This is a genomic window from Shewanella putrefaciens (assembly GCF_016406305.1).
Classification (GTDB): Bacteria; Pseudomonadota; Gammaproteobacteria; order Enterobacterales; family Shewanellaceae; genus Shewanella; species Shewanella putrefaciens_C.
Genome location: NZ_CP066369.1, coordinates 3,716,204 through 3,739,098, shown reverse-complemented (window position 1 = coordinate 3,739,098; position 22,895 = coordinate 3,716,204). Strand labels below are relative to the sequence as shown.

The 22,895-nt window shown below is 46.8% G+C and carries 18 protein-coding genes and 1 other RNA gene; 12 read left to right on the top strand and 7 right to left on the bottom strand.

All coding sequences use genetic code 11. From position 1 onward, the window contains the following. Positions 1–204: 204 nt before the first annotated feature. The gene (argR, locus tag JFT56_RS16305; RefSeq protein ID WP_011788102.1) at positions 205–675 is read right to left on the bottom strand and encodes a transcriptional regulator ArgR; all 471 of its coding nucleotides are present in this window, start codon (positions 673–675) and stop codon (positions 205–207) included. A gap of 283 nt (positions 676–958) precedes the next feature. Here argR and mdh point away from each other — a divergent pair, with 283 nt between their 5' ends. Continuing rightward, a complete protein-coding gene (mdh, locus tag JFT56_RS16300; RefSeq protein WP_198781049.1) occupies positions 959–1,894 on the top strand; it encodes a malate dehydrogenase in 936 nt (311 codons plus the stop codon). A 93-nt stretch (positions 1,895–1,987) separates the two neighbouring features. On the opposite strand, the gene JFT56_RS16295 is transcribed toward mdh, so the two are convergent. Further along, positions 1,988–2,386, bottom strand: coding sequence for a thiol-disulfide oxidoreductase DCC family protein (locus JFT56_RS16295; protein ID WP_198781048.1), 399 nt, complete (start codon positions 2,384–2,386; stop codon positions 1,988–1,990). 269 nt (positions 2,387–2,655) lie between these two features. On the opposite strand from JFT56_RS16295, the gene folM reads away from it, so the two are divergent. Beyond that, positions 2,656–3,375, top strand: coding sequence for a dihydromonapterin reductase (folM, locus tag JFT56_RS16290; RefSeq protein WP_198781047.1), 720 nt, complete (start codon positions 2,656–2,658; stop codon positions 3,373–3,375). A 58-nt stretch (positions 3,376–3,433) separates the two neighbouring features. Here folM and JFT56_RS16285 read toward each other — a convergent pair whose 3' ends face one another. The 3 genes from JFT56_RS16285 to JFT56_RS16275 all read right to left on the bottom strand — a co-directional run bounded on the left by JFT56_RS16285 (position 3,434) and on the right by JFT56_RS16275 (position 4,691). Beyond that, positions 3,434–4,081 carry a 5-formyltetrahydrofolate cyclo-ligase gene (locus tag JFT56_RS16285; RefSeq protein ID WP_198781046.1) on the bottom strand — a complete coding sequence of 216 codons (648 nt, stop codon included), beginning with the start codon at positions 4,079–4,081 and terminating at the stop codon, positions 3,434–3,436. A 9-nt stretch (positions 4,082–4,090) separates the two neighbouring features. Then, positions 4,091–4,271: non-coding RNA, 6S RNA (ssrS, locus tag JFT56_RS16280), on the bottom strand. Positions 4,272–4,388: 117 nt separating this feature from the next. After that, positions 4,389–4,691, bottom strand: coding sequence for a cell division protein ZapA (locus JFT56_RS16275; protein ID WP_007644817.1), 303 nt, complete (start codon positions 4,689–4,691; stop codon positions 4,389–4,391). Positions 4,692–4,916: 225 nt separating this feature from the next. Between JFT56_RS16275 and JFT56_RS16270 the strand changes: the two genes are divergently transcribed. The 7 genes from JFT56_RS16270 to JFT56_RS16240 all read left to right on the top strand — a co-directional run bounded on the left by JFT56_RS16270 (position 4,917) and on the right by JFT56_RS16240 (position 15,098). Continuing rightward, entirely contained in the window at positions 4,917–5,492 is a 576-nt protein-coding gene (locus JFT56_RS16270) for a UPF0149 family protein (RefSeq protein WP_198781045.1), read from the top strand. Positions 5,493–5,610: 118 nt separating this feature from the next. Next, a complete protein-coding gene (ubiH, locus tag JFT56_RS16265) occupies positions 5,611–6,834 on the top strand; it encodes a 2-octaprenyl-6-methoxyphenyl hydroxylase (protein WP_198781044.1) in 1,224 nt (407 codons plus the stop codon). A gap of 42 nt (positions 6,835–6,876) precedes the next feature. Further along, positions 6,877–8,100: an FAD-dependent oxidoreductase gene (locus JFT56_RS16260; RefSeq protein WP_198781043.1), complete on the top strand. Its 1,224-nt coding sequence runs from the start codon at positions 6,877–6,879 to the stop codon at positions 8,098–8,100. Positions 8,101–8,498: 398 nt separating this feature from the next. Continuing rightward, positions 8,499–9,593, top strand: coding sequence for a glycine cleavage system aminomethyltransferase GcvT (gene gcvT / locus JFT56_RS16255; protein WP_198781042.1), 1,095 nt, complete (start codon positions 8,499–8,501; stop codon positions 9,591–9,593). A gap of 25 nt (positions 9,594–9,618) precedes the next feature. Then, on the top strand, positions 9,619–10,008 hold the full coding sequence (gcvH, locus tag JFT56_RS16250; protein ID WP_198781041.1) for a glycine cleavage system protein GcvH: 390 nt from the start codon (positions 9,619–9,621) through the stop codon (positions 10,006–10,008). A 122-nt stretch (positions 10,009–10,130) separates the two neighbouring features. Next, complete coding sequence (gene gcvP / locus JFT56_RS16245) at positions 10,131–13,019, top strand: aminomethyl-transferring glycine dehydrogenase (protein ID WP_198781040.1); 2,889 nt, start codon at positions 10,131–10,133, stop codon at positions 13,017–13,019. 912 nt (positions 13,020–13,931) lie between these two features. Then, positions 13,932–15,098: a DUF4062 domain-containing protein gene (locus tag JFT56_RS16240; RefSeq protein ID WP_198781039.1), complete on the top strand. Its 1,167-nt coding sequence runs from the start codon at positions 13,932–13,934 to the stop codon at positions 15,096–15,098. A gap of 184 nt (positions 15,099–15,282) precedes the next feature. Here the strand turns inward: JFT56_RS16240 and JFT56_RS16235 are convergent, their stop codons facing one another. Beyond that, complete coding sequence (locus JFT56_RS16235; protein WP_198781038.1) at positions 15,283–17,286, bottom strand: GIY-YIG nuclease family protein; 2,004 nt, start codon at positions 17,284–17,286, stop codon at positions 15,283–15,285. Positions 17,287–18,067: 781 nt separating this feature from the next. Here JFT56_RS16235 and thrS point away from each other — a divergent pair. Further along, positions 18,068–19,264 (top strand): threonine--tRNA ligase, encoded by a 1,197-nt coding sequence (gene thrS / locus JFT56_RS16230; protein ID WP_198781037.1) that lies wholly within the window; start codon positions 18,068–18,070, stop codon positions 19,262–19,264. Between the two features lie 216 nt (positions 19,265–19,480). Here the strand turns inward: thrS and JFT56_RS16225 are convergent, their stop codons facing one another. Beyond that, complete coding sequence (locus JFT56_RS16225; protein WP_198781036.1) at positions 19,481–20,146, bottom strand: DedA family protein; 666 nt, start codon at positions 20,144–20,146, stop codon at positions 19,481–19,483. A gap of 871 nt (positions 20,147–21,017) precedes the next feature. Here JFT56_RS16225 and JFT56_RS16220 point away from each other — a divergent pair. Together JFT56_RS16220 and JFT56_RS16215 are read left to right on the top strand one after the other, a co-directional pair. Then, positions 21,018–21,686, top strand: a complete 669-nt coding sequence (locus JFT56_RS16220; protein ID WP_198781035.1) for a hypothetical protein — start codon at positions 21,018–21,020, stop codon at positions 21,684–21,686. Between the two features lie 375 nt (positions 21,687–22,061). Next, a complete protein-coding gene (locus JFT56_RS16215) occupies positions 22,062–22,607 on the top strand; it encodes a DUF3332 domain-containing protein (RefSeq protein WP_198781034.1) in 546 nt (181 codons plus the stop codon). Positions 22,608–22,895 lie beyond the last annotated feature (288 nt).

Below are 22,895 nucleotides of genomic sequence, written 5' to 3'. Positions count from 1 at the left end.
TACAGTTGAATTAGATATAGTTGAGTTAGAGATAGTTGAGTTAGATATAGTTGAGTTAGAGATTGTTGAGTTAGAGATTGTTGAGTTAGAGATTATGCTGGAATGTGTAACGTAATCGGGACAATGGCCAAATAACCAGCGCTATATATTGCACTTAAAAACGTACAGCTAAAATAGAACAGGTCAGCAAGCTGACCTGTTTTTTTATTCTGCGTAATTGAATAAAGATTTGATGGTTTCTAAGGTGTCGGCGATATCTTGGATGCTGGATGGACAAATAAAGATAGTGTCATCTCCGGCAATGGTTCCCAAAATCCCTTCGGGTTTACCAATGGAGTCCAATAAACGGGCAATTAATTGGGCGGCGCCAGGGCTGGTGCGCACAACAATCATCGCTTGGTTATGGTCAACATCGAGCACCAAATTCTTTAATGGGCTGCCCGCGGTGGGCACGCCTAATTCGGCCGGTAAGCAATACACCATTTCTTGCTTAGCGTTGCGCGTCCGCACTGCACCGAACTTGCTGAGCATGCGCGATACTTTCGATTGGTTAATATTACCAAAGCCTTCTGCTTGCAAGGCGGCGACGATTTCACTCTGAGAGCCAAAACGCTCTTCTTTTAAAATCGACTTAAAAATTCTAACAAGGTCATCCTGATTCTTGGTCGTTTGCATAATTTTATTATTCGTTATTCAAAAAAACAGGCTCATTTTGAATAGTTTTAGAAAAATTGTCAACAAATAACCAGATTGGTTGAATAAAAATTCACTTTTATACCGTATTCTGCACTAGGACTCGCCATAATAACGCCAAGATTTAAGGTTCAAGGGTGGGATTGGGATAAATCTTTGGCTCCACGACTAAGGGATAATTGAAATTAGCGTGACATTCCAGTAATGTGACGCCAACGCAAATTAGATCCATGTCACACATATCCGAGAAATAACGGAGATAACTATGAAAGTTGCTGTACTTGGTGCTGCTGGTGGTATCGGCCAGGCTCTTGCCCTACTGTTAAAAACTCAACTGCCTGCGGGTTCACAATTGTCTCTATACGATATCGCACCGGTCACTCCGGGTGTTGCGGTTGACTTGAGCCACATCCCAACTGCTGTTGAAATCAAAGGTTTTGCTGGCGAAGATCCAACACCTGCACTGGTTGGTGCTGATGTTGTATTGATCTCTGCTGGTGTTGCACGTAAGCCAGGTATGGATCGCTCAGATCTGTTCAATATCAACGCAGGTATCGTACGTAACCTGATTGAGAAAGTGGCTGCGACTTGTCCTAAAGCTTTGGTTGGTATTATCACTAACCCAGTAAACACTACTGTTGCTATCGCAGCAGAAGTGATGAAAAAAGCCGGCGTTTACGACAAAAACCGTTTATTCGGTGTGACTACCCTTGACGTTATTCGTTCAGAAACCTTTATTGCCGAATTAAAAGGCTTAAACGTTGCTGACGTTAAAGTAAACGTGATTGGCGGCCACAGTGGCGTGACCATTCTGCCATTGCTGTCTCAAGTTGAAGGCGTGACTTTCACTGACGAAGAAGTGGCAACTATGACGACTCGCATCCAAAACGCGGGTACTGAAGTGGTTGAAGCTAAAGCCGGTGGCGGTAGCGCGACTCTGTCTATGGGTCAAGCAGCTTGCCGTTTCGGTCTGTCTCTGGTTCGTGGTCTGCAAGGCGAAGCTAACATCGTTGAATGTGCCTATGTTGACGGCGGCAGCGAGCACGCAGAATTCTTCGCACAACCTGTGCTGTTAGGCAAAAATGGTATTGAAAAAGTACTGCCTTACGGTGAAGTGAGTGCATTCGAAGCTAACGCCCGTGATTCAATGTTAGATACGCTGAAGGGCGATATCAAACTAGGCGTTGATTTCGTTAAATAATATTTCGGATAATCTGTTTAGGTTATGACGAATAAAAACGGAGCCATTAAGCTCCGTTTTTTTATGCCTGCATTTTACACTTTCACTTCTCATTCAGCGACGCTGAGTGGGCAGTTGGCAATTATCATTGCAGCGGGCTTTGCCCGTCAGTAAATAAGAGATGCGATACCTGTGTCTTGCGAATCTTAGATAACACCAATCGGCAATGGGTTTAATTACGGGTAGGCGTAATACTTGTACCCAAGAACGTGTGCCAGTTAACGCCCACGCTTTACAGGTGACATCTAATCCGAGTAAGACTTTGCCCGCTGCGGTTTCACCGTGGAGAATAGTATTGGCATAGTCTTTATCTATATGGCTGAAACGTTCGCTAAAGTCGGGCGCATTTAAATCTTCTAGCGCGATTAAGTCCTTGGGATCACGCTCCTTCAGTTGGCGCATTTCGGCGCTACATAATGGACAGTTACCATCGTAAAAAATCCGCAGTTCCATCGGGTCACCTCTGATGACTTGAGCACACACTTAGTTAAAGCATTTGGCTTGGTCACTAAACTTGGTTTTCTTTTACCCTATACGCAGTGCCAAAGGTTTTAGATCTCAGCTGATTTTAGATTGGTTCAGTATCTTATTTGGCTTTTTGCTAGGTTAAATTCAAATGAGTGCAGTAACATCTTGGTTATTCATCAGTTTAACCTGATTGCCTATTGTTAAGTGAGCGGCTTACCACCTAGTAAGTCACTGACTAAAAATGAAGGATAGCTATGACATCTCCCATTATTATCACAGGCGTGGGTAAGCGCATAGGTTACGCCCTTGCTAAACACTTTCTCGCCCAAGGTCAGCAGGTGATTGGCACCTATCGCAGCCATTATTCCAGCATTGATGAGTTACAAGCCCTTGGTGCGACCTTAATCCAAGGTGATTTCTACGATAACGCTCAGGTACAAACCCTCATTGAACAATTAAGCCAGTACCCAAAGTTTCGCGCTATTATCCATAATGCATCGGATTGGCTGGCGGATAACAGCCCATCCCTCGCTGCCCACGAGGTGTTGCAGCGAATGATGCAGGTGCATGTAAGCGTGCCCTATCAGTTGAATCTAGCCTTAGAGTCACAGTTACGAGCGGGGGCCGAAGGCGAGATAGGTGCAAGTGATGTGATCCATATTACGGACTATGTGGCCGAAAAGGGCAGTGCCAAACACATCGCCTACGCCGCCAGTAAAGCCGCTTTGCACAATATGACGCTATCCTTTGCCGCCAAATTTGCACCCGAAGTGAAAGTGAACGCTATCGCGCCGGCGATGATCCTATTTAATCAAGGTGATGATGCAGCCTATCGGCAAAAGACTTTAGCTAAGGCGATTCTGCCAAAGGAAGCAGGCAATCAGGAGATTATCGCTTTAGTCGAGTATCTGCTCGATAGTCGCTATGTCACGGGGCGCAGCCATAATGTCGATGGTGGACGGCATTTAAGGTAAAAGAGAATCTAGATTTTAGGTTCTAGGCCCTAGGCCCTATCACCTAGATCCTTCTTTTTTAAAACTTCAGCACTCGACTCGGGGTGATGATAAAGGGCAAGGGCACATCCCAATGCTCGCAGGGTAAACGGGTTACTTGCTGGCAATCATGGGCATAACCCATAGGCAAAGGTTTCCCTTTATCTTGCCAATTCGCCAGAGTCCTATCGTAGTAGCCGCCGCCCATGCCCATGCGATTGCCTTTTAAATCAAAGGCAACTAGCGGTGTGATTACCACATCGAGGCGTTCTATCTGCATAATGGCGCGCACATCAAGCTTAGGTTCTAAGATCCCAAATTGATTGGGCTGCATGGGGGTGTTTGCGCTGTAATGGAGAAACACTAATTGCCCCGCATTAAAGGGGTGCAATCTTGGGAGATAAGTTTGAATGCCAAGCTGCCAAAGTGCTTCGATTAGCGGCGGCGTAGCCAGCTCACCATCATGGGTTAAATAGAGGGCGACATGCTTAACTTGGTTCACTTTCAACGCATCGAGCATACGTTGGCAGGCGTTAATGCTTGCTTGACTTTGCTCTGCGACTGATAGGGATTTACGGGCGGCGCGGATGGTTTTTCTTAATTGGTCTCGACTCACCTTATCCACTGTGGGCAGGCGTGTGCTTGCAGTCGAAGGACAAGAATCAGAAGTCTTGGCAGAAATAACCATAGTAATAAGATGCTCCCCAGAATGCCGCTACCGGTGTAGCCCTTGAACCGTAGGTTCAAGGCGGGTAAATGATTACCTCCTAAGGCTTCTCGGTACGAGCCGAGCATGCTCAATGTCGGTAAAACATTCACCCTGAGATCAAAATTATCGGCACAGGGACATTACCAGTTGGCCTGCACCCCAGGGAGCAAAAACGGTATTGAATCACTAAAGCATTGGCTATAAAAGTATAGGCCAGTTTAGTCATTCACTGTGCAACGCTTGTTCGAAAACGAGTGGCAAAATTGCCGAGTTGTCCAGTTTAAATCTATTTAGTTGAACGCTCAACTAAGGCGTTTTCTAGGGTTGACTGCAACAGACTGATGCGGTCATCCATTTGTTTCATATAATGTTTATTTTTCTGCTTTTCTTGGTACAGCTCGTGTCCAATATTCAGCGCCGCCATAATGGCAATTTCTTCACGGCTCAAACTGTTAGTACGGTTTTTCACCGAAGTGAGTTGTTGTTCAACCCCTTGGGCAACGGTACGCAAGGCATCCTCTTGACCTTTCGGGCAGGCGATAGAGTAGGTGCGCCCGAGTAGGGTAATTTCAACAGCACTGTTACTCATTCGCGGAAGATCCTTTTGTTGGCAGCGATAGGGCGGACTATATAGGGCTGATATTAAAAGTGCAAGGTAAGCCGCAATCGGATTGACTATCCAGCGTTTTGTTTGCTGCTTGTGTGAGCAGTTGCGGGAATTTTTATCTTAGGGAGCGAGAATCGGGATTCAGTGTTGGTTCAAGTCTCTATCTCTGCTAGCATTGCTGCTGGAAAATTCTTATTGGGATCTGATATGGCAACCCCTCCTTCGTTACGTATCGACAGCTTAAAACTCGCCTTAGATGCGGCTGAAATCGGCCAACATCCCGTGGAAGTTCACGGCGCCTTAGTGGGTTTAATCTGCGGCGGTGTAGAGCAAACCGGTGATATCTGGATAAAACCTTTATTTGATCTGATGAATGATGGCCAAGCATTACCTGAGCCTTTGCATCAGCTGGTGTGTGATTTATTCCAAGATTCTGTGGCCCGATTAGTGGACTTCGAATTTGGCTTTATGCCGTTATTACCCGAAGAAGAAGAGCCGCTCAGTCGGCGTGTTGAGGCTTTGTCCCTATGGACCCAAAGCTTCCTAACGGGAATTGCAATTATTCAACCTAAACTCAACCAAGCTTCGGTTGAGGTGCGCGAAGTGATCAAAGATCTCGCCGAAATCGCCCAAGTCGAATTTGATGTCGCCGACGATGAAGAATCCGAAAGCGCCTACATCGAATTACTGGAGTTTGTGCGTATCGCCGCGATTATGTGCTATTCGGAATTTGGCCCAGAGATCCCGCTCGGTGAGCAGGAAGATGCGGCGGTAATTCACTGATCACTGCGGTATTGCGATACGGACGTAAGAGGCGGGCTTAATGCCAGCCTTTGTAACTAGCATTATTATTTATGGCGTTACGCACTTAATCGCCATGCCATAGCTTGAATGAGACCCCATGACGGCCATAAATCACATGGATACTTCAGTTCAAAACGTCGACATTGCCATTGTAGGCGGTGCCATGGCGGGGGCGACTTTAGCGTTAGCACTCGCCCGTCTTTCCCAAACATCTGTCCCAGTCTCGGTGGCGCTCATCGAGGCCCATGTTCCCGATAAAAGCCACCCCGGATTCGATGCCCGCTCCATTGCTATTGCCCACGGTTCTATCTTCGAATTATCCCGTTTAGGTTTATGGCAAAAGCTCGCCCATTTGGGTACGGCGATTGAAAATATTCATGTGTCGGACCGCGGCCACTTTGGCATGACAGAGTTAAACGCGGCGCAGTTTCATTTAGATGCCCTAGGCCAAGTGGTTGAGCTTGAGCGTGTCGGCCAAGTGTTGTTTAACGAGTTGAATAACAGTGAGGTCAAACTCTATTGCCCCGCCAAGCTTGCCCAAGTAGACGCGGGTATCGAAGGCCACACCTTAGTGCTCGATACGGGCGAGCGCATTCAAGCCAAACTTGTGGTCGCCGCCGATGGTTTGCAATCTAAAGTGCGCAGCAGTTTTAATTTGCCTGTGACCCAAGTGGCCTTCGAGCAAACCGCGATTATCGCCAATATTCAAACCGACAAGCAGCATCAGCACTGGGCCTACGAAAGATTTACTGAAACCGGCCCCTTAGCGTTATTGCCTATGGGCGATAGCCAAGGGCAACCTCGCTTATCCCTAGTCTGGGCGCTCGATGATGCGCGGGCTAAACAGATGCAAGCCGAGCCTAAGGCCGAGTTTTTAGCGGCATTGCAACAGGCCTTTGGTTACCGTGCCGGCACCTTTTTCGATGTGAGCGAGCGCCATGCGTATCCGCTGAACTTGTCCTATATGCCAAGGCCTATCCACCACAGATGTGTGTTTATCGGCAATGCGGCGCAGACGCTGCACCCAATTGCTGGGCAGGGCTTTAATCTAGGGCTTAGGGATGTGGTCAGCTTGCTTGAAGTGCTCCAAACGGCGCTCGCGCAGGGTGAGGATATCGGCTCCGCCGCCGTGACCCATGCGTACCTTAATGCCCGTGAGCAGGACAGAAACAGCACTATCCGTAATATCGAATTTTTAGTCCGTGGCTTCTCCAACCAATACTGGCCCTTGGCCCTTGGGCGTAATCTGGGATTACGTTTACTGTCTTGGTTTCCGCCACTGAAAACCCCCGTCGCTCAAAGGGCAATGGGCTGGAAATAACCCCGTAATTTACTGGTATCGCAACGCGAAAAGGATGTACCCATGTTAAGTTCACAAGCCTATGACATCGCCATTGTGGGTGGCGGCATGGTGGGGCTCGCCACCGCGATTGGATTGGCCCAGGCCAATTTGAATGTTGTGGTAATCGATGCGGGCCATACCGAGGCCGTGAGCGGTGAGCCGCGTCTGCGGGTGAGCGCCATCAATAAGGCGAGCCAGCGTTTGTTGGAGCACTTAGGTGCTTGGGCCTATCTAGACACTGCCCGCGCTACGCCCTATCAAAAAATGGCGGTGTGGGATAAAGATGGTTTCGGGAAAATTGCCTTTGATGCCAACAGTATAGGTGAAACCAGCCTAGGGGCGATTATCGAGAACGATGCCATTAGTTTTGCCCTCGCCAAACGTGCCAGTGAGTTTGACAATATCACCCATATCCAAAACCAACGCTTAGAACGCATCGCCTTTGGTGAGCGCGAAGCTTGGCTAACCCTTGCCAATGGTGGCGATACGGAAATAGAAAGCGTCAGTGCCGCCCTAGTGATTGCCGCCGATGGCGCTAACTCTTGGGTGCGCGAGCAGTGCAAAATTCCGCTGACCTTTTGGGATTACGGCCACCACGCAATCGTCGCAACTATTCGCTGTGAGATGCCGCACCTTGCCACCGCCCGCCAAGTGTTTTTGCAGGACGGCCCGTTAGCCTTTTTACCTCTGTATGAAGACAATCTCTGCTCCATCGTCTGGTCGGTGCCGCCCGAGCGCGCCACTGAATTACTGGCGATGGATAAAGTGCAATTCGAGCGCAACTTAACCGCGGCTTTCGACGGTCGTTTAGGGATTTGCCAGCTGGAAAGCGAGCGTCAAGCCTTTCCATTACGGATGCGCTACGCCCGCCATTTTGCCCGCCACCGTTTAGTGTTGGCAGGCGATGCCGCCCACACTATCCATCCGCTCGCAGGCCAAGGGGTGAACCTCGGCTTTTTAGATGCGGCCAGCATTATCCAAGTGGTCAGCGAGCTACAGCAAGCGGGTAAAGATATCGGTGATTATGCGCAGCTGCGCGCGCTGGAACGTTGGCGCAAGGCCGATGCGATGGAGATGATCGCGGCGATGGAAGGCTTCAAACGCCTATTTGCAGGTTCAAACCCAGTTAAAAAAGCGCTGCGCGATCTTGGATTAAACCTAGTCGATAATGTCGCTGGGCTGAAAACAGTGTTCATGCAACAGGCCATGGGTAATAAGCCGACGCTGCCTAAGTTATGCCGTTAGCCTAGGTTGCGCTAATGTGACCAGAATTGCCGCTAATATCAGCATATTGGCGGTAAGCTGTGCAAATCTGGTCTTTGTATGTAAAAAAATTACATGTTAAAGATGAGAAAATCTAATGGCACAGACTTCGGATTAGAAAAATCTACTGTATACAAATTTGTGACGCAAGGTATAATTTCGCCGCATTTTAGACCCTAGTATTTATACCAATCACGATAGATATCTGATGAATTCAGAACCAGTCAGGCGTTTCAATTCAAGGCGCATTGATACAAAAAGGTCATCCTTTTAAGTTGATGCAACGCGAAAGTCCAAGGCTGAATTGCAGATATGTAACACAGTTGGCATTACCCTACACTAGGCAGAGACCTGAAAAAGGCCGCAAAAAAGGGATAACAATGGCTAATAAAACTATTCTGTTTAACAAGCACTTAGAATCAAACGCTAAGATGGTCGACTTCCACGGTTGGGATATGCCCCTCAACTATGGCTCACAAATCGAAGAGCACCACGCAGTTCGTCAAGATGCGGGTATGTTCGACGTTTCCCACATGACTGTGGTTGATGTGACGGGTAGCGACGCTTGTGCATTTTTACGTAAGCTGCTGGCAAACGATGTGGCTAAGCTTAAAGTTCCAGGTAAAGCCTTATACGGCGGTATGTTAGATGACAATGCTGGCATCATCGACGACCTCATCACTTACTATCTCACCGATACTTTCTACCGCGTTGTGGTCAATTCTGCGACCCGCGAAAAAGACTTAGCTTGGATCGCCAAGCAAGCCCAAGGTTTTGCTGTCACTGTGACCGAACGTCCTGAGCTGGCGATGATCGCCGTTCAAGGTCCTAATGCTAAGGCGAAAGCTGCCGCTGTGTTCAGCGCTGAGCAAAACGCCGCCATCGAAGGTATGAAGCCCTTCTTCGGTAAGCAAGCTGGCTCACTGTTTATCGCCACTACAGGTTACACGGGTGAAGCGGGCTACGAGATTATCGTCCCAGAAGAAGAAGCCCAAGCTCTGTGGCAAGCTCTATTAGATCAAGGTGTTAAGCCTTGTGGTTTAGGTGCCCGCGACACATTACGTCTCGAAGCCGGTATGAACCTCTACGGCTTAGATATGGACGAAACCATCAACCCACTGGCCGCCAACATGGGCTGGACCATTGCATGGGAACCGACTGACCGTGACTTTATCGGCCGTAAGGCGCTTGAAGCACTGCGCGATGCGGGCACCGACAAATTAGTCGGTCTAGTGATGGAAGAAAAGGGCGTGTTACGCCATGATATGCCAGTATTTTTCACCGATGCAGCCGGCACAGAACACCAAGGCGTGATTACCAGCGGTACTTTCTCGCCAACATTGGGCTATTCTATTGCGATGGCGCGTGTTCCTAGCTCGATTGGGGATACGGCGGAAGTCGAAATGCGTAAAAAGCGTGTGGCTGTTAGAGTAGTAGCGCCAAACTTTGTGCGCAACGGTAAACAAGCATTTTAAAAAAACGGAACAAGGAACAAGAACAATGAGCAATATTCCGACAGAACTGAAGTACGCCTCTTCACACGAATGGATCCGCAAGGAAGAAGACGGTAGCTACACAGTAGGTATCACAGAGCACGCCCAAGAATTATTGGGTGACATGGTTTTCGTTGAGCTTCCAGAAGTTGGCGACACTGTCACTGCCGGTGATGACTGCGCCGTTGCTGAATCAGTAAAAGCGGCCTCTGATATTTACTCTCCTATTTCTGGTGAAGTGATTGCCGTGAACGAAGCGCTGGAAGATTCTCCAGAACTCGTTAACAGCGATGCTTACGGCGAAGGCTGGTTCTTCCGCGTGATGCCTTCTGACGAAGCAGAAGTCGACGCTCTGCTGGATGCCGAAGGCTACCAAGCTGTAATCGACGAAGAATAATCGTCGACGCTAACGAAGCCCTAAGGGGCTTCGTTTGTTTTAGCGCAAGATTGACATAACAACAGCCCGTTAATCAGTACCCTACAGTCCTGAGTTACGGCAAATCTGGAACAAGGTTTATCATGACCAAGCAAACCCTCACTCAGTTAGAACAGCACGATCTATTCCTACGTCGTCATATCGGCCCAGATAGCAGCCAACAGCAAGCCATGCTGAACTATGTTGGTGCTGAGTCTCTGGACGATTTAACCGCGCAAATCGTGCCTGAGTCGATCCGTTTAAGCCAAGAATTGAGTATTGGTGATTCCTGCGGCGAAGCCGAAGGCATTGCCTACATCCGTGGTTTAGCGGACCAAAACCAAGTATTTAAGAGCTACATTGGTATGGGTTACTACGGCACACAAGTGCCAAACGTGATCCTGCGTAACGTATTGGAAAACCCAGGTTGGTACACGGCTTATACGCCCTATCAGCCAGAAATCGCCCAAGGCCGTTTAGAAGCCATTCTAAACTTCCAACAAGTGTCGATGGATTTAACGGGTTTAGACTTAGCCTCAGCTTCACTGTTAGACGAAGCGACCGCCGCTGCCGAAGCCATGGCGCTGGCCAAGCGTGTTTCTAAAGCCAAAAAAGCCAATACCTTCTTCGTTGCCGATGATGTGTTCCCACAAACCTTAGACGTAGTGAAAACTCGCGCTGAGTGTTTTGGTTTTGACGTCGTGGTTGGCCCTGCATCTGACGCCGTTAACCACGAGCTGTTTGGTGCTTTGTTCCAATATTCAAACTGTTTTGGCCAAGTTACTGACTTCACTGACTTATTCGCCACACTACGCGCTAAAAACGTGGTTGTGACCGTCGCCGCCGACATCATGGCGTTAGTGTTACTGAAATCACCGGGTGCCATGGGCGCCGATGTGGTCTTCGGTAGTGCCCAGCGTTTTGGTGTGCCAATGGGCTTTGGTGGTCCACACGCGGCCTTCTTCGTTGCCCGTGACGAGCACAAACGCTCTATGCCTGGCCGTATCATTGGTGTGTCAAAGGACGCCCGTGGTAACCGCGCCCTGCGTATGGCGATGCAAACCCGTGAGCAACATATCCGCCGCGAAAAAGCTAACTCCAACATTTGTACCGCGCAAATTCTGTTAGCGAACATGGCGTCTTTCTACGCCGTATTCCACGGTCCAGATGGCCTGAAAACAATTGCTTCACGTATTCACCGTTTCGCCGACATTTTAGCGGCAGGCTTACAAGCCAAAGGCGTAAGCTTAGTGAACAGCACTTGGTTTGATACCATTAGCATCAAAGGCTTAGATGTTGCTGCCGTGAATGCCCGCGCACTGGCCGCTGAAATGAACCTACGTTTCGATGCCGACGGCACTGTGGGCGTGAGTTTAGATGAAACCACTATTCGCACCGATATCGAAGCGCTGTTCGATGTGATTTTAGGTGCCGGCCATGGCTTAGATGTTGCCGCGTTAGATGCGCAAATCGTTAGCCAAGGTAGCCAATCGATTCCTGCTGCACTCGTGCGCCAGGATGCGATTTTAAGCCACCCAACCTTCAATCGCTATCAAAGCGAAACCGAGATGATGCGTTATATCAAGCGTCTCGAAAACAAAGACTTAGCACTTAACTACTCGATGATTTCACTGGGCTCATGCACTATGAAGTTAAACGCAGCGGTTGAAATGATCCCCGTGAGCTGGCCAGAATTTGCTAATATGCACCCCTTCTGCCCACTGGATCAAGCCAAAGGCTACACCCAGTTGATTGAAGAGTTGTCGACTTGGTTAGTGAACGTGACAGGTTACGATGCCGTGTGTATCCAGCCAAACTCAGGCGCTCAAGGTGAATACGCTGGCTTATTAGCCATCAAGAAATACCATGAGTCACGCGGCGATGCCCACAGAAACATCTGTTTAATCCCGCAATCTGCCCACGGTACTAACCCAGCATCGGCGCAATTAGCCGGTATGCAAGTGGTAGTAACGGCGTGCGATAAGCAAGGTAACGTCGATTTAGAAGATCTGAAGACGAAAGCCGCCGAAGTGGCTGAAAACCTGTCTTGTATTATGATCACTTACCCATCGACCCACGGTGTGTATGAAGAATCTATCCGCGAAATCTGCAACATAGTGCATCAGCACGGCGGTCAAGTGTATTTAGACGGTGCCAATATGAACGCTCAGGTTGGCTTAACGTCTCCTGGCTTTATCGGTGCCGACGTATCACACCTTAACCTGCATAAAACCTTCGCAATTCCACACGGCGGCGGTGGTCCAGGTATGGGCCCAATCGGCGTGAAATCACACTTAGCGCCGTTCGTAGCCGGTCACGTGGTAGTTAAACCGGGTCGCGAAAGCGATAACAACGGCGCCGTATCGGCCGCACCTTACGGTAGCGCTGGCATTCTGCCAATCAGCTGGATGTACATTAAGCTGCTTGGTTCTGAGGGCCTGAAAAAGTCGACTCAAACTGCGCTGTTAAACGCAAACTACGTGATGAAGAAGCTGTCTGAACACTACCCAGTATTGTTCCGTGGCCGTAATGATCGCGTGGCGCACGAATGTATTATCGACCTACGCCCACTGAAAGAAGCCTCAGGCGTGACCGAAATGGATATCGCTAAGCGTTTGAATGACTACGGTTTCCATGCACCAACCATGAGCTTCCCTGTTGCGGGAACCCTGATGATTGAGCCAACGGAATCTGAGTCTAAGGTGGAACTCGATCGTTTCATCGACGCTATGGTGTCAATCCGCGCTGAAATCGCCAAAGTGGAATCAGGTGAATGGCCAGCAGACAACAACCCGCTGCACAACGCACCGCACACTATGGCCGATATCATGGATCCAGAGTTTGATACGCGTCCATACAGCCGTGAAGTGGCCGTGTTCCCAAGTGCAGCAGTACGCACTAACAAGTTCTGGCCAACCGTGAACCGTATTGATGATGTGTACGGCGACCGTAACTTGATGTGCTCATGCGCACCGATGGAAGACTACGAGTAATAATTGCTGCTTAGGCTCGCTACTGCGGCGTTGAATGAGGCTTTCGCATAGCTCGAAATAGAGAGTTTGACACCAGTCAACTCCGCGCGAAAGCTTTCAATCCGCCTTGCATTAGCTTCGCCAGCAACGCAATTATGGTGCAGTTGGCTTCAGCGAATTTGAAGCATGAAAAAGCGAACCGATTGGTTCGCTTTTTTTATGTCTTAAAGGTTCTATGACCTATTCCCAATGATTAAGGACTGGCATTCCTGTGACACGCCACCCCTTTATTTCACAAGAAGCATCCCTGATGAGGGCTCGACGGCGGCATCTGCTGCATATGGATATGCGAATGCCGCGATCATATGGATGTGAGTGAGCATCCATGCCGCCAACGGTCACTTACATGCAAGTGCTTAATTTAGCTAGCCCTTGAGTCTATCTGCACTAAAAGTGGCCTGTTGGTGCTTGGCTAGGTAGCTCTCTGTTTAAAAGGTCACTGGTACAACAACGCCTGTTTTGGGGGAACGGTTGAGTACAGAGTTATGCCTGTCCTGGCATTCGTTTCTGGCATTCGTTGGGTGTAACGGTTGAGTACAGAGTTATGCCTGTCCTGACATTCGGGGGGAACGGTTGAGCACTGTAGTGGTCAACTAAATTTGACCAAATTCGAGGAACAAAACGGAAATATTTTTGTGCACCAACATAAAGTAAATATATTTATAACATTTGTAATCAGTAACTAACTTTTCTACGGCTTGATCGAATAAACTTGAAAACCGAACATGCGCGTGTTGTTGGATAGTATATTCAACTGAAAACTGATAAGTTTTATGCAATACAACTAGTTAACGATACTCGCTTTACTGGTCTAATGATGTAAACAGCGCAGAGCATAAATACTAAGACATTAGCATTTAAGGGGAACAATAGGTGCCAAAAGGAAGTAAAACAACTCTATTTGTTAGTTCAACTTGTTATGACCTTAGCCAAGTGCGGGCTGACTTAAGGGACTTTTCTGAATCTATCGGATTAGAACCGATTCTTTCTGAATTTGATTCGTTCCCGATAAATCCTAGTCAAAGTACGTTGAATAACTGTTTGGGAGCAGTTAAGAATCGTGCAGATATTTTCGTTCTTGTTATTGGGGGGAGATATGGATCGATTGTTGATGCTGGTAAATCGATTACCAACCTTGAATATTTTGAGGCAAAGGCAAAGGGGATTCCCAAATACGTATTTGTAAAAGAAGATATTCTTGTATTACTGCCAATTTGGAAAGCCAACCCAGACGCAGATTATAGTTCGGCGGTTGATAATTCGTCGCTTTTTGGATTCATTTCCGATCTACGAGATTCAGGCGATATATGGGTATTTCCATTTTCGAACGCACAAAGCATCATTAGCACCTTGAGAAAGCAATTAAGCTATTTACTTGCTGATTGCCTAGATCTACGAGCAAAGACATACGAGAGTGATCCGATAGTTTCTAGCTTAGGGGCTAAGGCCTTTCGTCTCGCAGTTGAAAAGCCTATTGGTTGGGAGTGGTTGCTTTTTGCTCAGGTATTATCTGATGAAATTGCTTCCCAGGGTAGTAAGCAACTTGATGCGGAGCTTGGTATCAACTTTGGAGAGCCCATATCCTTGGCAGAACTCAACGATGTTACCTCGTGGGTTTCTTCGCGGTTTAGGTGGATAACTACAACCGTTGAGCAACTATCTAATGCGTTGAATATCGGTTTTATAAAAGCAGTAGGTGAACCTGGCAAGCCGGGAGATATTAAGCGAATTGTTCATCTTGCTAAGAGAATCGGTGATGGATATACACAATTATTGGATTGGAAGTTGCAGTTTCTCCGAGTGTCCAGTGATGACCAGTTTGAGCCTCTAATTAAATTGGCATCTGAGTTTTCTTCGAATGCCATTCATGAAGTCGAGGAATTTTCAGCGAATCTTTACAGCACGATTGAAGGCCATATCAAAAACATTGATTCATATGAGGAAGGGACTGTCGTAACCATTACTTTAACTCTGACGGTTCCCGAAACAGAGCCATTTTTAGAGGAGATTTTACGATTAAGAGCACTATATGGGCTGTAATATGCCAACAGGCGATAAATCAGGCCATATATGGACGCTCCCGGTGAGTCAAGGCAATACTCTGCTCACCGAAGGCTTTTTGGCCTTAGTTTTCTGTTCAACAATCTCACTCTGGTGCAACAATGCCTGTTTTGGTGTAACAGTTGAGCACAGGGTTATGCCTTCTGCAGCTCTTACAGCTCACCTATTTCAGCATATGAGCACATATTTCTTCTAGCCAATCATTTTGACGAGCTGAATTGTATGCACTTCCACATGCTTTTTTGAAATAGGAACGCCTCTGATACTTAAGTGCTTCCGCAGCACATAGCTCTTTATCCCAATGTCCTGCTGATTTTAGTTGCAATACCATATGGGAGCAGATTTCATCAAGCCATCCATTTTTACGGACAGTACCATATGCACTTCCACTACCTTTTGAAAAGGCTGCTCGAGTTTGGTACTTCAATGCCTCTTTTGCTAGACGCTCCTTTGTCCAATAAATCTGTCGCTTTGGCACGATCATGTGAACACATATTTGCTCAAGAATTCCCTGCCGCTGAGCCGCAGCATGAGCTTTTCTATTCCCTTTTTGGAAATCATATCGCGTTTGGTATTTAAGCGCTTCTTCTCGACAAAGTTCTTCTGTCCACTTTAAACTGGAACCTCCTAATCCTCCAATCCTGCTTTTATCGTTAAGCAATAAATAGCCTTGCTTTTCATACTCATCAACAAACTTCAATTCAAGATCTGCAGCTTGCTCAACGCTAACATAATCAGTCAGAGGTATAAATTCAGTATCTTCCTCATTTATTATTTCGGTAGAATTAGTCCTATTTCCCTTTCCTTTTAAATGCTCTTGTTTGCGCCGCTCAAAATTAGAAGTCAATCCAATATAAGCCATATTTAGTCTTTTATTAACAATCAAATACAACCCTCGAAGATACATATGACCAATGGGTACCATATGAGCAAAAATTTCATCAAGCCACCCTTCTTTGGAAGCAACTTTATATGCACCATTGCAACCAGTTATGAAGTCCGTTCGAGTCTCATATTTTTTCGCCTCTTCTAGACAACGATCTTTGGTCCAGTAACCATTTGGTTTACTAAATTCAACCATATGACTACAGATAGTATTGAGCCATCTATTTTTTCTGGCAGCAGAATAAGCAGCTTCACTTTCTTTTTGAAAATTAAGCCTAGTCGAATAGTTTAATGCTTCAGAAGCACATCGTTCCTGATTCCAATAGCCTGAAGGTTTTATTAGACTAACCATATGGCTACATACTTCATCTAACCAACCATTTTTGCGTGCTTTACTATGTGCCGACTCACAGTTTTTCAGAAATTCAGTGCGGGTCTGATATTTAAGAGCTTCCTTGATGCATTGCTCCTTTGTCCAAAAACCGCTAGGCTTTTTTCTTACCTCCATCTCCATATGGCTACATACTTCATCTAACCAAGCATTTTCACGAGCTTTGAAATAAGCTGCTTTACTCCGTTTCTCAAACTCACTTCGAGTATTATATTTCAGCGCTTCATCACGACATATTTCTTTAGACCAGAAAGCTCTAGGCTTTCGAGTAGCCTCCATATGCATGCAAATGTCATCAAGCCAACCTTTTTTGGATGCATAATTGTAAGCAGCTAAGCAACCTCCTCTAAATGCTTTTTTAGATTCATATTTCAGTGCTGCTTCAGCACAGTTTTTCTTGTCCCAGCCCCCTCTAGAAGTCATATGTCTGCACACATCATCAAGCCAGCCATTGATTCGAGCAACCTTATAGGCATTAAAATACTCTCTCTTAAATTCACTTCTAGATTGATATTTAAGAGCTTGAACTGCGCAAGTATCTTTTGTCACAAATTCCTTGATGAGTTTATTTGTTGGCATGTGATGACATATTTCATCAAGCCAACCTTCTTTATGTGATCTACTATAAGCAGAGTTGCTTCCCACTTGAAAATTAGTTCTAGAGGTATATCTTAGTGCTTCGTGTGCACATAATTCTTTTGTCCAGTACCCATTTGACCTTTTCTTGAGCTGCATATGGCTGCAAATTTCATCTAACCAACCATGTTTTTGGGCAGAAGCAAAAGCGGATCTACTCATTTTTTTGAATTCGCTTCGGCTTTGATATTTAAGCGCTTCGTCACTAGAGCGTTCTTTAGTCCAATAACCGTTAGGTTTTTTCTTTCCAGTCATACAGCTCTCTATGAGTCGCTTTCAATGGGCAAATTGCTATTGAAATAAGTGGGGTCAGAGTAAACTTTTTAAAAGAATTGATTGGCTGCTTCATCCCTAAATAGCGTGCTCGATATTGGCGTTCGAGTGTGGCTCTGCTTTTCCTTAGTGGTCACACTTTAACCTGCGTTATGCGGTTTAATCAATGCGTTTTATCACAAAACTGATTTTAAAGAATGACTTGTGTACAAGTTACTCTGGGGAAAAGATCTGACAGGCATTATTTGTATCGTTGCGTTTTAAGTTCTTATCTGTGTTCTTGCGAGCCCGCAGATATACACAGAAATTAAACAAGATTAAGTACTTCGAGCATATACGGACTTGAGCAATATCCCTATTTAACTGCCAGTTCGCCTTCCATGGCTCTCGTTCATAAGCGCAGAAACCCGAGGTTTCCATTCACCGAGTCACTGGAATGACAGTGCTGACTTACTGATATTGAAAGTGAATAGTCATGTGATGCCATGCCTGTGGACGCCATGCAAGTGACCAGAAGCTAACGCGATACAGGGGGATTTATAAACAAAATGCTTGCTGCGATAGGGTTGATTTGTTATTACTGGCCCATGAACAAAATATACGTAAGCGCAATTAACACCACCACTACCACCACGAGAATTCTCGGGGGGTAGTTTTTTGCGTCTTTAAAAAAACCCTCTGAGCGAAATCGCCAGGGGGTTTTTTTATACCTTGGTTTTGTATTTCGCTCAGATTTAACTCAGATTTAACTCAGGAGAGAATGATGAAAACACATCGCGAAATTGCAGAACAACTTGACCTGTTTCACTCTGAACCACAGGCGCCAGGTATGATTTTTTGGCACCCGAATGGCTGGGCGTTATTCCGAGATATTCAAGAGCACATGAGGCGCGTGTATCGCCGCAATGGTTTTGAGGAGGTGAACACGCCTGTTTTTATGAAGAAGGAGTTATGGCAAACGTCTGGGCATATGGACATGTTTGTAGACAACATGTTTTTCGGTGGCGGAAAGGAAAACATCGATGAATATGTTTTAAAACCTATGTCTTGTCCTGCCCATATTTTGCTGTTTAAGCGTGGGGTACATAGCCATAGAGATTTGCCACTGCGACTATTTGAGTTTGGCTTAGTTCACCGCAATGAATCCTCTGGCTCGTTAAATGGTTGCCTACGCGCACGCCAGTTCACTCAGGATGATGCCCATGTTTTTTGTTGTTGGTCCCAGGCGGAAGTGGAGATATGTGGCTTTCTCCAACGGGCAAAGCAGGTTTATGGCGATTACGGTTACCATAATTTAGACGTAAAAATATCGACTAAACCTGAGAAGGCATTAGGCAGTGATGAGCAATGGTGTCGAGCGCAAAAGCTATTGGATTCAGCCTGCCAGATAGAGGGCTTTGATGCCGAGTATCAAGCTGGCGAAGGGGCTTTTTATGGCCCCAAAATTGAACTGTCACTGACAGATTCTATGGGAAGACGCTGGCAGTGTGGCACTATCCAGTTTGATTTTAATTTGCCAGAAAGATTCGATGTTCACTACACCAATGAGCAAGGTGAATTCGAACGGCCAGTGATTATGCACCAAGCTATGTATGGCTCTATCGAGCGTTGGCTAGGGATCCTCTTGGAAGTATCACAGGGCAATCTCCCGGATTGGTTACATCCTGTACCTGTCGCTATCGCCTCAGTGAATGAGTCAAACAGCCAATTTGTCCGCCAGCTAGAGGCACTATGTTTAGCACGAGACATGCGAGTGTTGGTTGATATCAGTCAAAACTCAGTTGCCCGCAAAATGAAACGTTTTCACAAGCAAAAAATGCCTTACATTTTGACTGTTGGGGATAAGGAAGAGGCTGAAAATAGGGTTGCAGTTAAGTGTCGCAAAGACGGCGTTATGACTCACATCCCTCTTGCTGAATTAGATGACTATCTTGCGGATAAACTAGAACGCAAGCTATGACGTAAGGAAGACTGAGATTGGTACCTAAGGCTAGCTATGGTTCCCATCGCTAGCCTTTTACTCATTTTGTTTAGAAGGTGTTGGGCGTAGCAATACTTAATTCGCTGTAACCCTTGAGAGTGGAGTTATGCCAATCCTAAATCATTGCGCCGCCTGTAACTCATTTGGACGTTGACTCTGACCCAGTTATTTCACGCTTGGGCATTGCGCTAGGGGTCAATCCCGTGGCTGCGCGGCCTTGCGTTTGCTTATCCAGCGCCACACCAGTGCCACCATGCCGCCCACAAGTAACACCACTGGCAGATAGATGATGAAATTGAGGAACTGTGACTGGTATTCCGCTGCCAGTTTGGTGTGGCTCAGGTAATAACCGAACCCAACCAGCGGGCAGATCCACATGATGGAGCTGATCAGATTGACGATAAGAAAGCGTCCCTGCGGCAGTTCAGTCGCGCCGACGATATAGGGATAGGCGGTGCGCACGAAGGCGATGTAACGGGCGGTGATCAGGGTCAGGATGCCGTACTTGTCCAGCAGGTAGTAGACCTTCTCCTTGTGCCTGTCTTCCACATGGGACATCAGCCTATGATACATCTGGGTATGGCCGAGGAAGCGCCCCTGCATATAGCCGAGCCAAGTGCCAATAAAGGTGGCCATGATCAGCAGCGGGATCACCCCGAGGGACAATACATCTTGATAAATGAGCACGCCGGTGAGGATCAGCAGGCTGTCGCCGGGCAGAAAGGCGGTTGGAATGAATCCGTTTTCCAGTACCAGAAACGTCAAAATCACACCGCAGATCATGAAAGCCATCTTAGGATCGGAAAGGGTGTTCAGATCGTGATTCATAAAGGCGTGAGCCAGTTGGTAAAACTGTTCCATACTTGCAAACTCCGCAGATTAGCCGGGTAGAACGGTCAAGGGCATGGCGAGCAGCTTGTCGGTGCGACGCCATCCATGTCAGCAATGTTCAATTGTCACTGTCTCTATGTCACTGTCTCAATGTCACCAGAGCTATGTCACCAGAGCTATGTCACCAGTTCTCGGTTTGTAGAACACGACCAAGGAGCAGCATGATAAGCCCTCCGAGGGGGTGATGGTGATATTTTTCTTCTTCAATAAGTAAATCAGTTAATCAGTGGGAGCAGAGTTAACTTTAAGGTGGAAAGTGGGGCCGATGCCGCATTTTGTGTTTTTGAATACCCTCTACTAGGCTTTAAATTATCCTGATCTTGTCTATCTTGAGTTTGTGATTACCCCGGGCAGAATACTTTGGGCTGATGAGACTGCAAAGCCTTTTCTCCTGTGATAAATCACTGTGTGAGAAGGGCATTTCAGTATGATAAAGATTAGCTCACTGGGCTAACTTAAGTATGACGTTAAGAGTGAAGTTACCAGTGAGGTTACCTGTAAAGTTAAGAGTATAGACCTGATAGCGTTGTCGATAAAATGAGCCTAATCAACACTGATCTGCATAGGTCTATATAGGCCTGTATCGGATAGTTAATCCGATGGCGAGATGGTGTTACTCGATGTATTGCTACCGAGTGGTCTTTGCGATTCATTTAGTCTCCCTTGGTTTAGGCGTTGTTTAAATAAAGGTATCGCTAGTAAGGCTAATTTTACAGATAAGTATAAAGGTGCGTTTTGTGCAGGCCGTTTTAAATCCCAAGCACTATGAGTACTGCAAATACTCGGTTTAGATCGGCAAGCGCTTGACTGGAAGGTTTGAGTAATAACCCTTGGAGCCCCTATGGCTAACCCTAATGCGACTGACAATGAAAAACGCACCCGAATACTAGACCCAGTCCAACGAATATCCGAGATCGCATTTGGCGCCTTAATGGCGCTGACTTTTACTGGCACGCTCAGTGTCGCCTCCGCCGATCAGGAAGAGGTGAAGTCTATGTTGGTCGCCGCCCTCGGTTGTAATTTGGCGTGGGGTCTGGCGGACGCGGTGATCTTCCTCATTAGCACAGTGACTGAACGCCACCGCGGTTACACTATGTTGCGCCGACTACAAGACACTCCCGATGCGCGCGCCGGTCAAAAACAGATTGCCGACCTGCTACCGGAGCGACTCGCGGTGGTGGTCACTCCCGCCGCGCTCGAGACGTTGCGCCAGTCTCTACTCAAGATATCGATGACGGCGCGTCCGAGACTGGGACTGCAGGATTTGATCTCTGCGGTCTGTGTGTTCGCACTAGTGGTGCTGGCAACATTTCCTATCGTCATTCCGTTTATATTTATTCCCGAAGCGGTGCTGGCACTACGCATTTCTAACTGGGTGGCGGTGGCGTTGCTGTTTATCTGCGGCGTAGTGTTGGGGCGCCATGCGGGGGGCAACTGGTTTATCTACGGTACCTCGTTTGCGATTATCGGTGCGGTATTGGTCAATGCGATTATCGCGCTCGGCGGTTGATCGCCACTCGCCGAGTGCCATGATTTTCGTGCACTGTGCGCTAGTTAATCAGCACAGAAGGTAAATAGTTGGGGATGAGAAGCTTGTAAGGGCGTTGGCTGTAGATTACGGATTGCTCTTCCCTAGGGTTTTATTTTTACTTTGTCCCCGTATTTTTACATATATTGGCAAATTGTTGTGGCGGCATTGGTAAGTGCTTAGTTTTATTATCTTATCGTAAGCTTTAGTTTCTTCAAGGAATGTACATAACAACCTCTACTCAGTTGATCACAAATCACCCCATTTATTTACCTTGAGTTGTGTTCCGTCGCACGGTTTAGTCTCAAGTTATCCTTAGAATTCGCGCTTTTGTTTTTACCCAATCGAATGAATTTAATGAAATCTAAACTTTTAGCTGTGACTATTGGCATGCTGTTAACGACCCAGTTAACGGGCTGTATGGGACAAATGGGCTTAAGCCAAATGGTGACTAAGGGAAACTTAAGTGCGGTGGATAACCGTTATGGTCGTGCAGGTTTGTTTATGCTGTTAAGCCCGGTTTATGGCCTAGCGGCGACTGGCGATCTGTTTATCTTCAATACGATTGAGTTTTGGACGGGCAAGAATCCGATTACGGATAAATCCCCTGCGGTTGTCGATATGCCTGTGGAGGCCATCTTTAAGGTCAATCACCATGTGAGTGATGAGCTTAAATCGGCACCGGTAAAACTGACTCAGGCTCAGATTGCTTATCCAGATGAGCACACAGTGACTATGACCTTAGCCTATGAAGATGGTAGCACTCAGTTATTATCGGGCCGTAAATCGGGGGATGATGTAGACTTTTTCCTTGATGATACCTTTATCGCCCGCGTGAGTAATCAAGAGCTTATTGCATATAGCCAGAGTCGAAAGGCCCTAGTAAGCAGAGCAAAATTTTAAGAGTGGGCAGAGTTAAATTTTAAGAGAGTTGATCCATCGCTATCCCTAAATAGCGGCACTCTCCTCGATGATTGAGTGCGAGTGCGAGTGCGAGTGCTAGTTTGAGTGCGAGTTTGAATTTGGCTCCGTTGATTTTAAAGAATGACCTGTGGCCGGATTGCTCAGGGGAAAAGATCGGATTAATACCTTTAAACAGGGATAGATAGCCGTAGGCTTTCTATCCCTGTTCGTTTTTAGTGTTTTACCTAATCTAGTGTTTTACCTAAATTAGTGCCTCACCTAATTGAG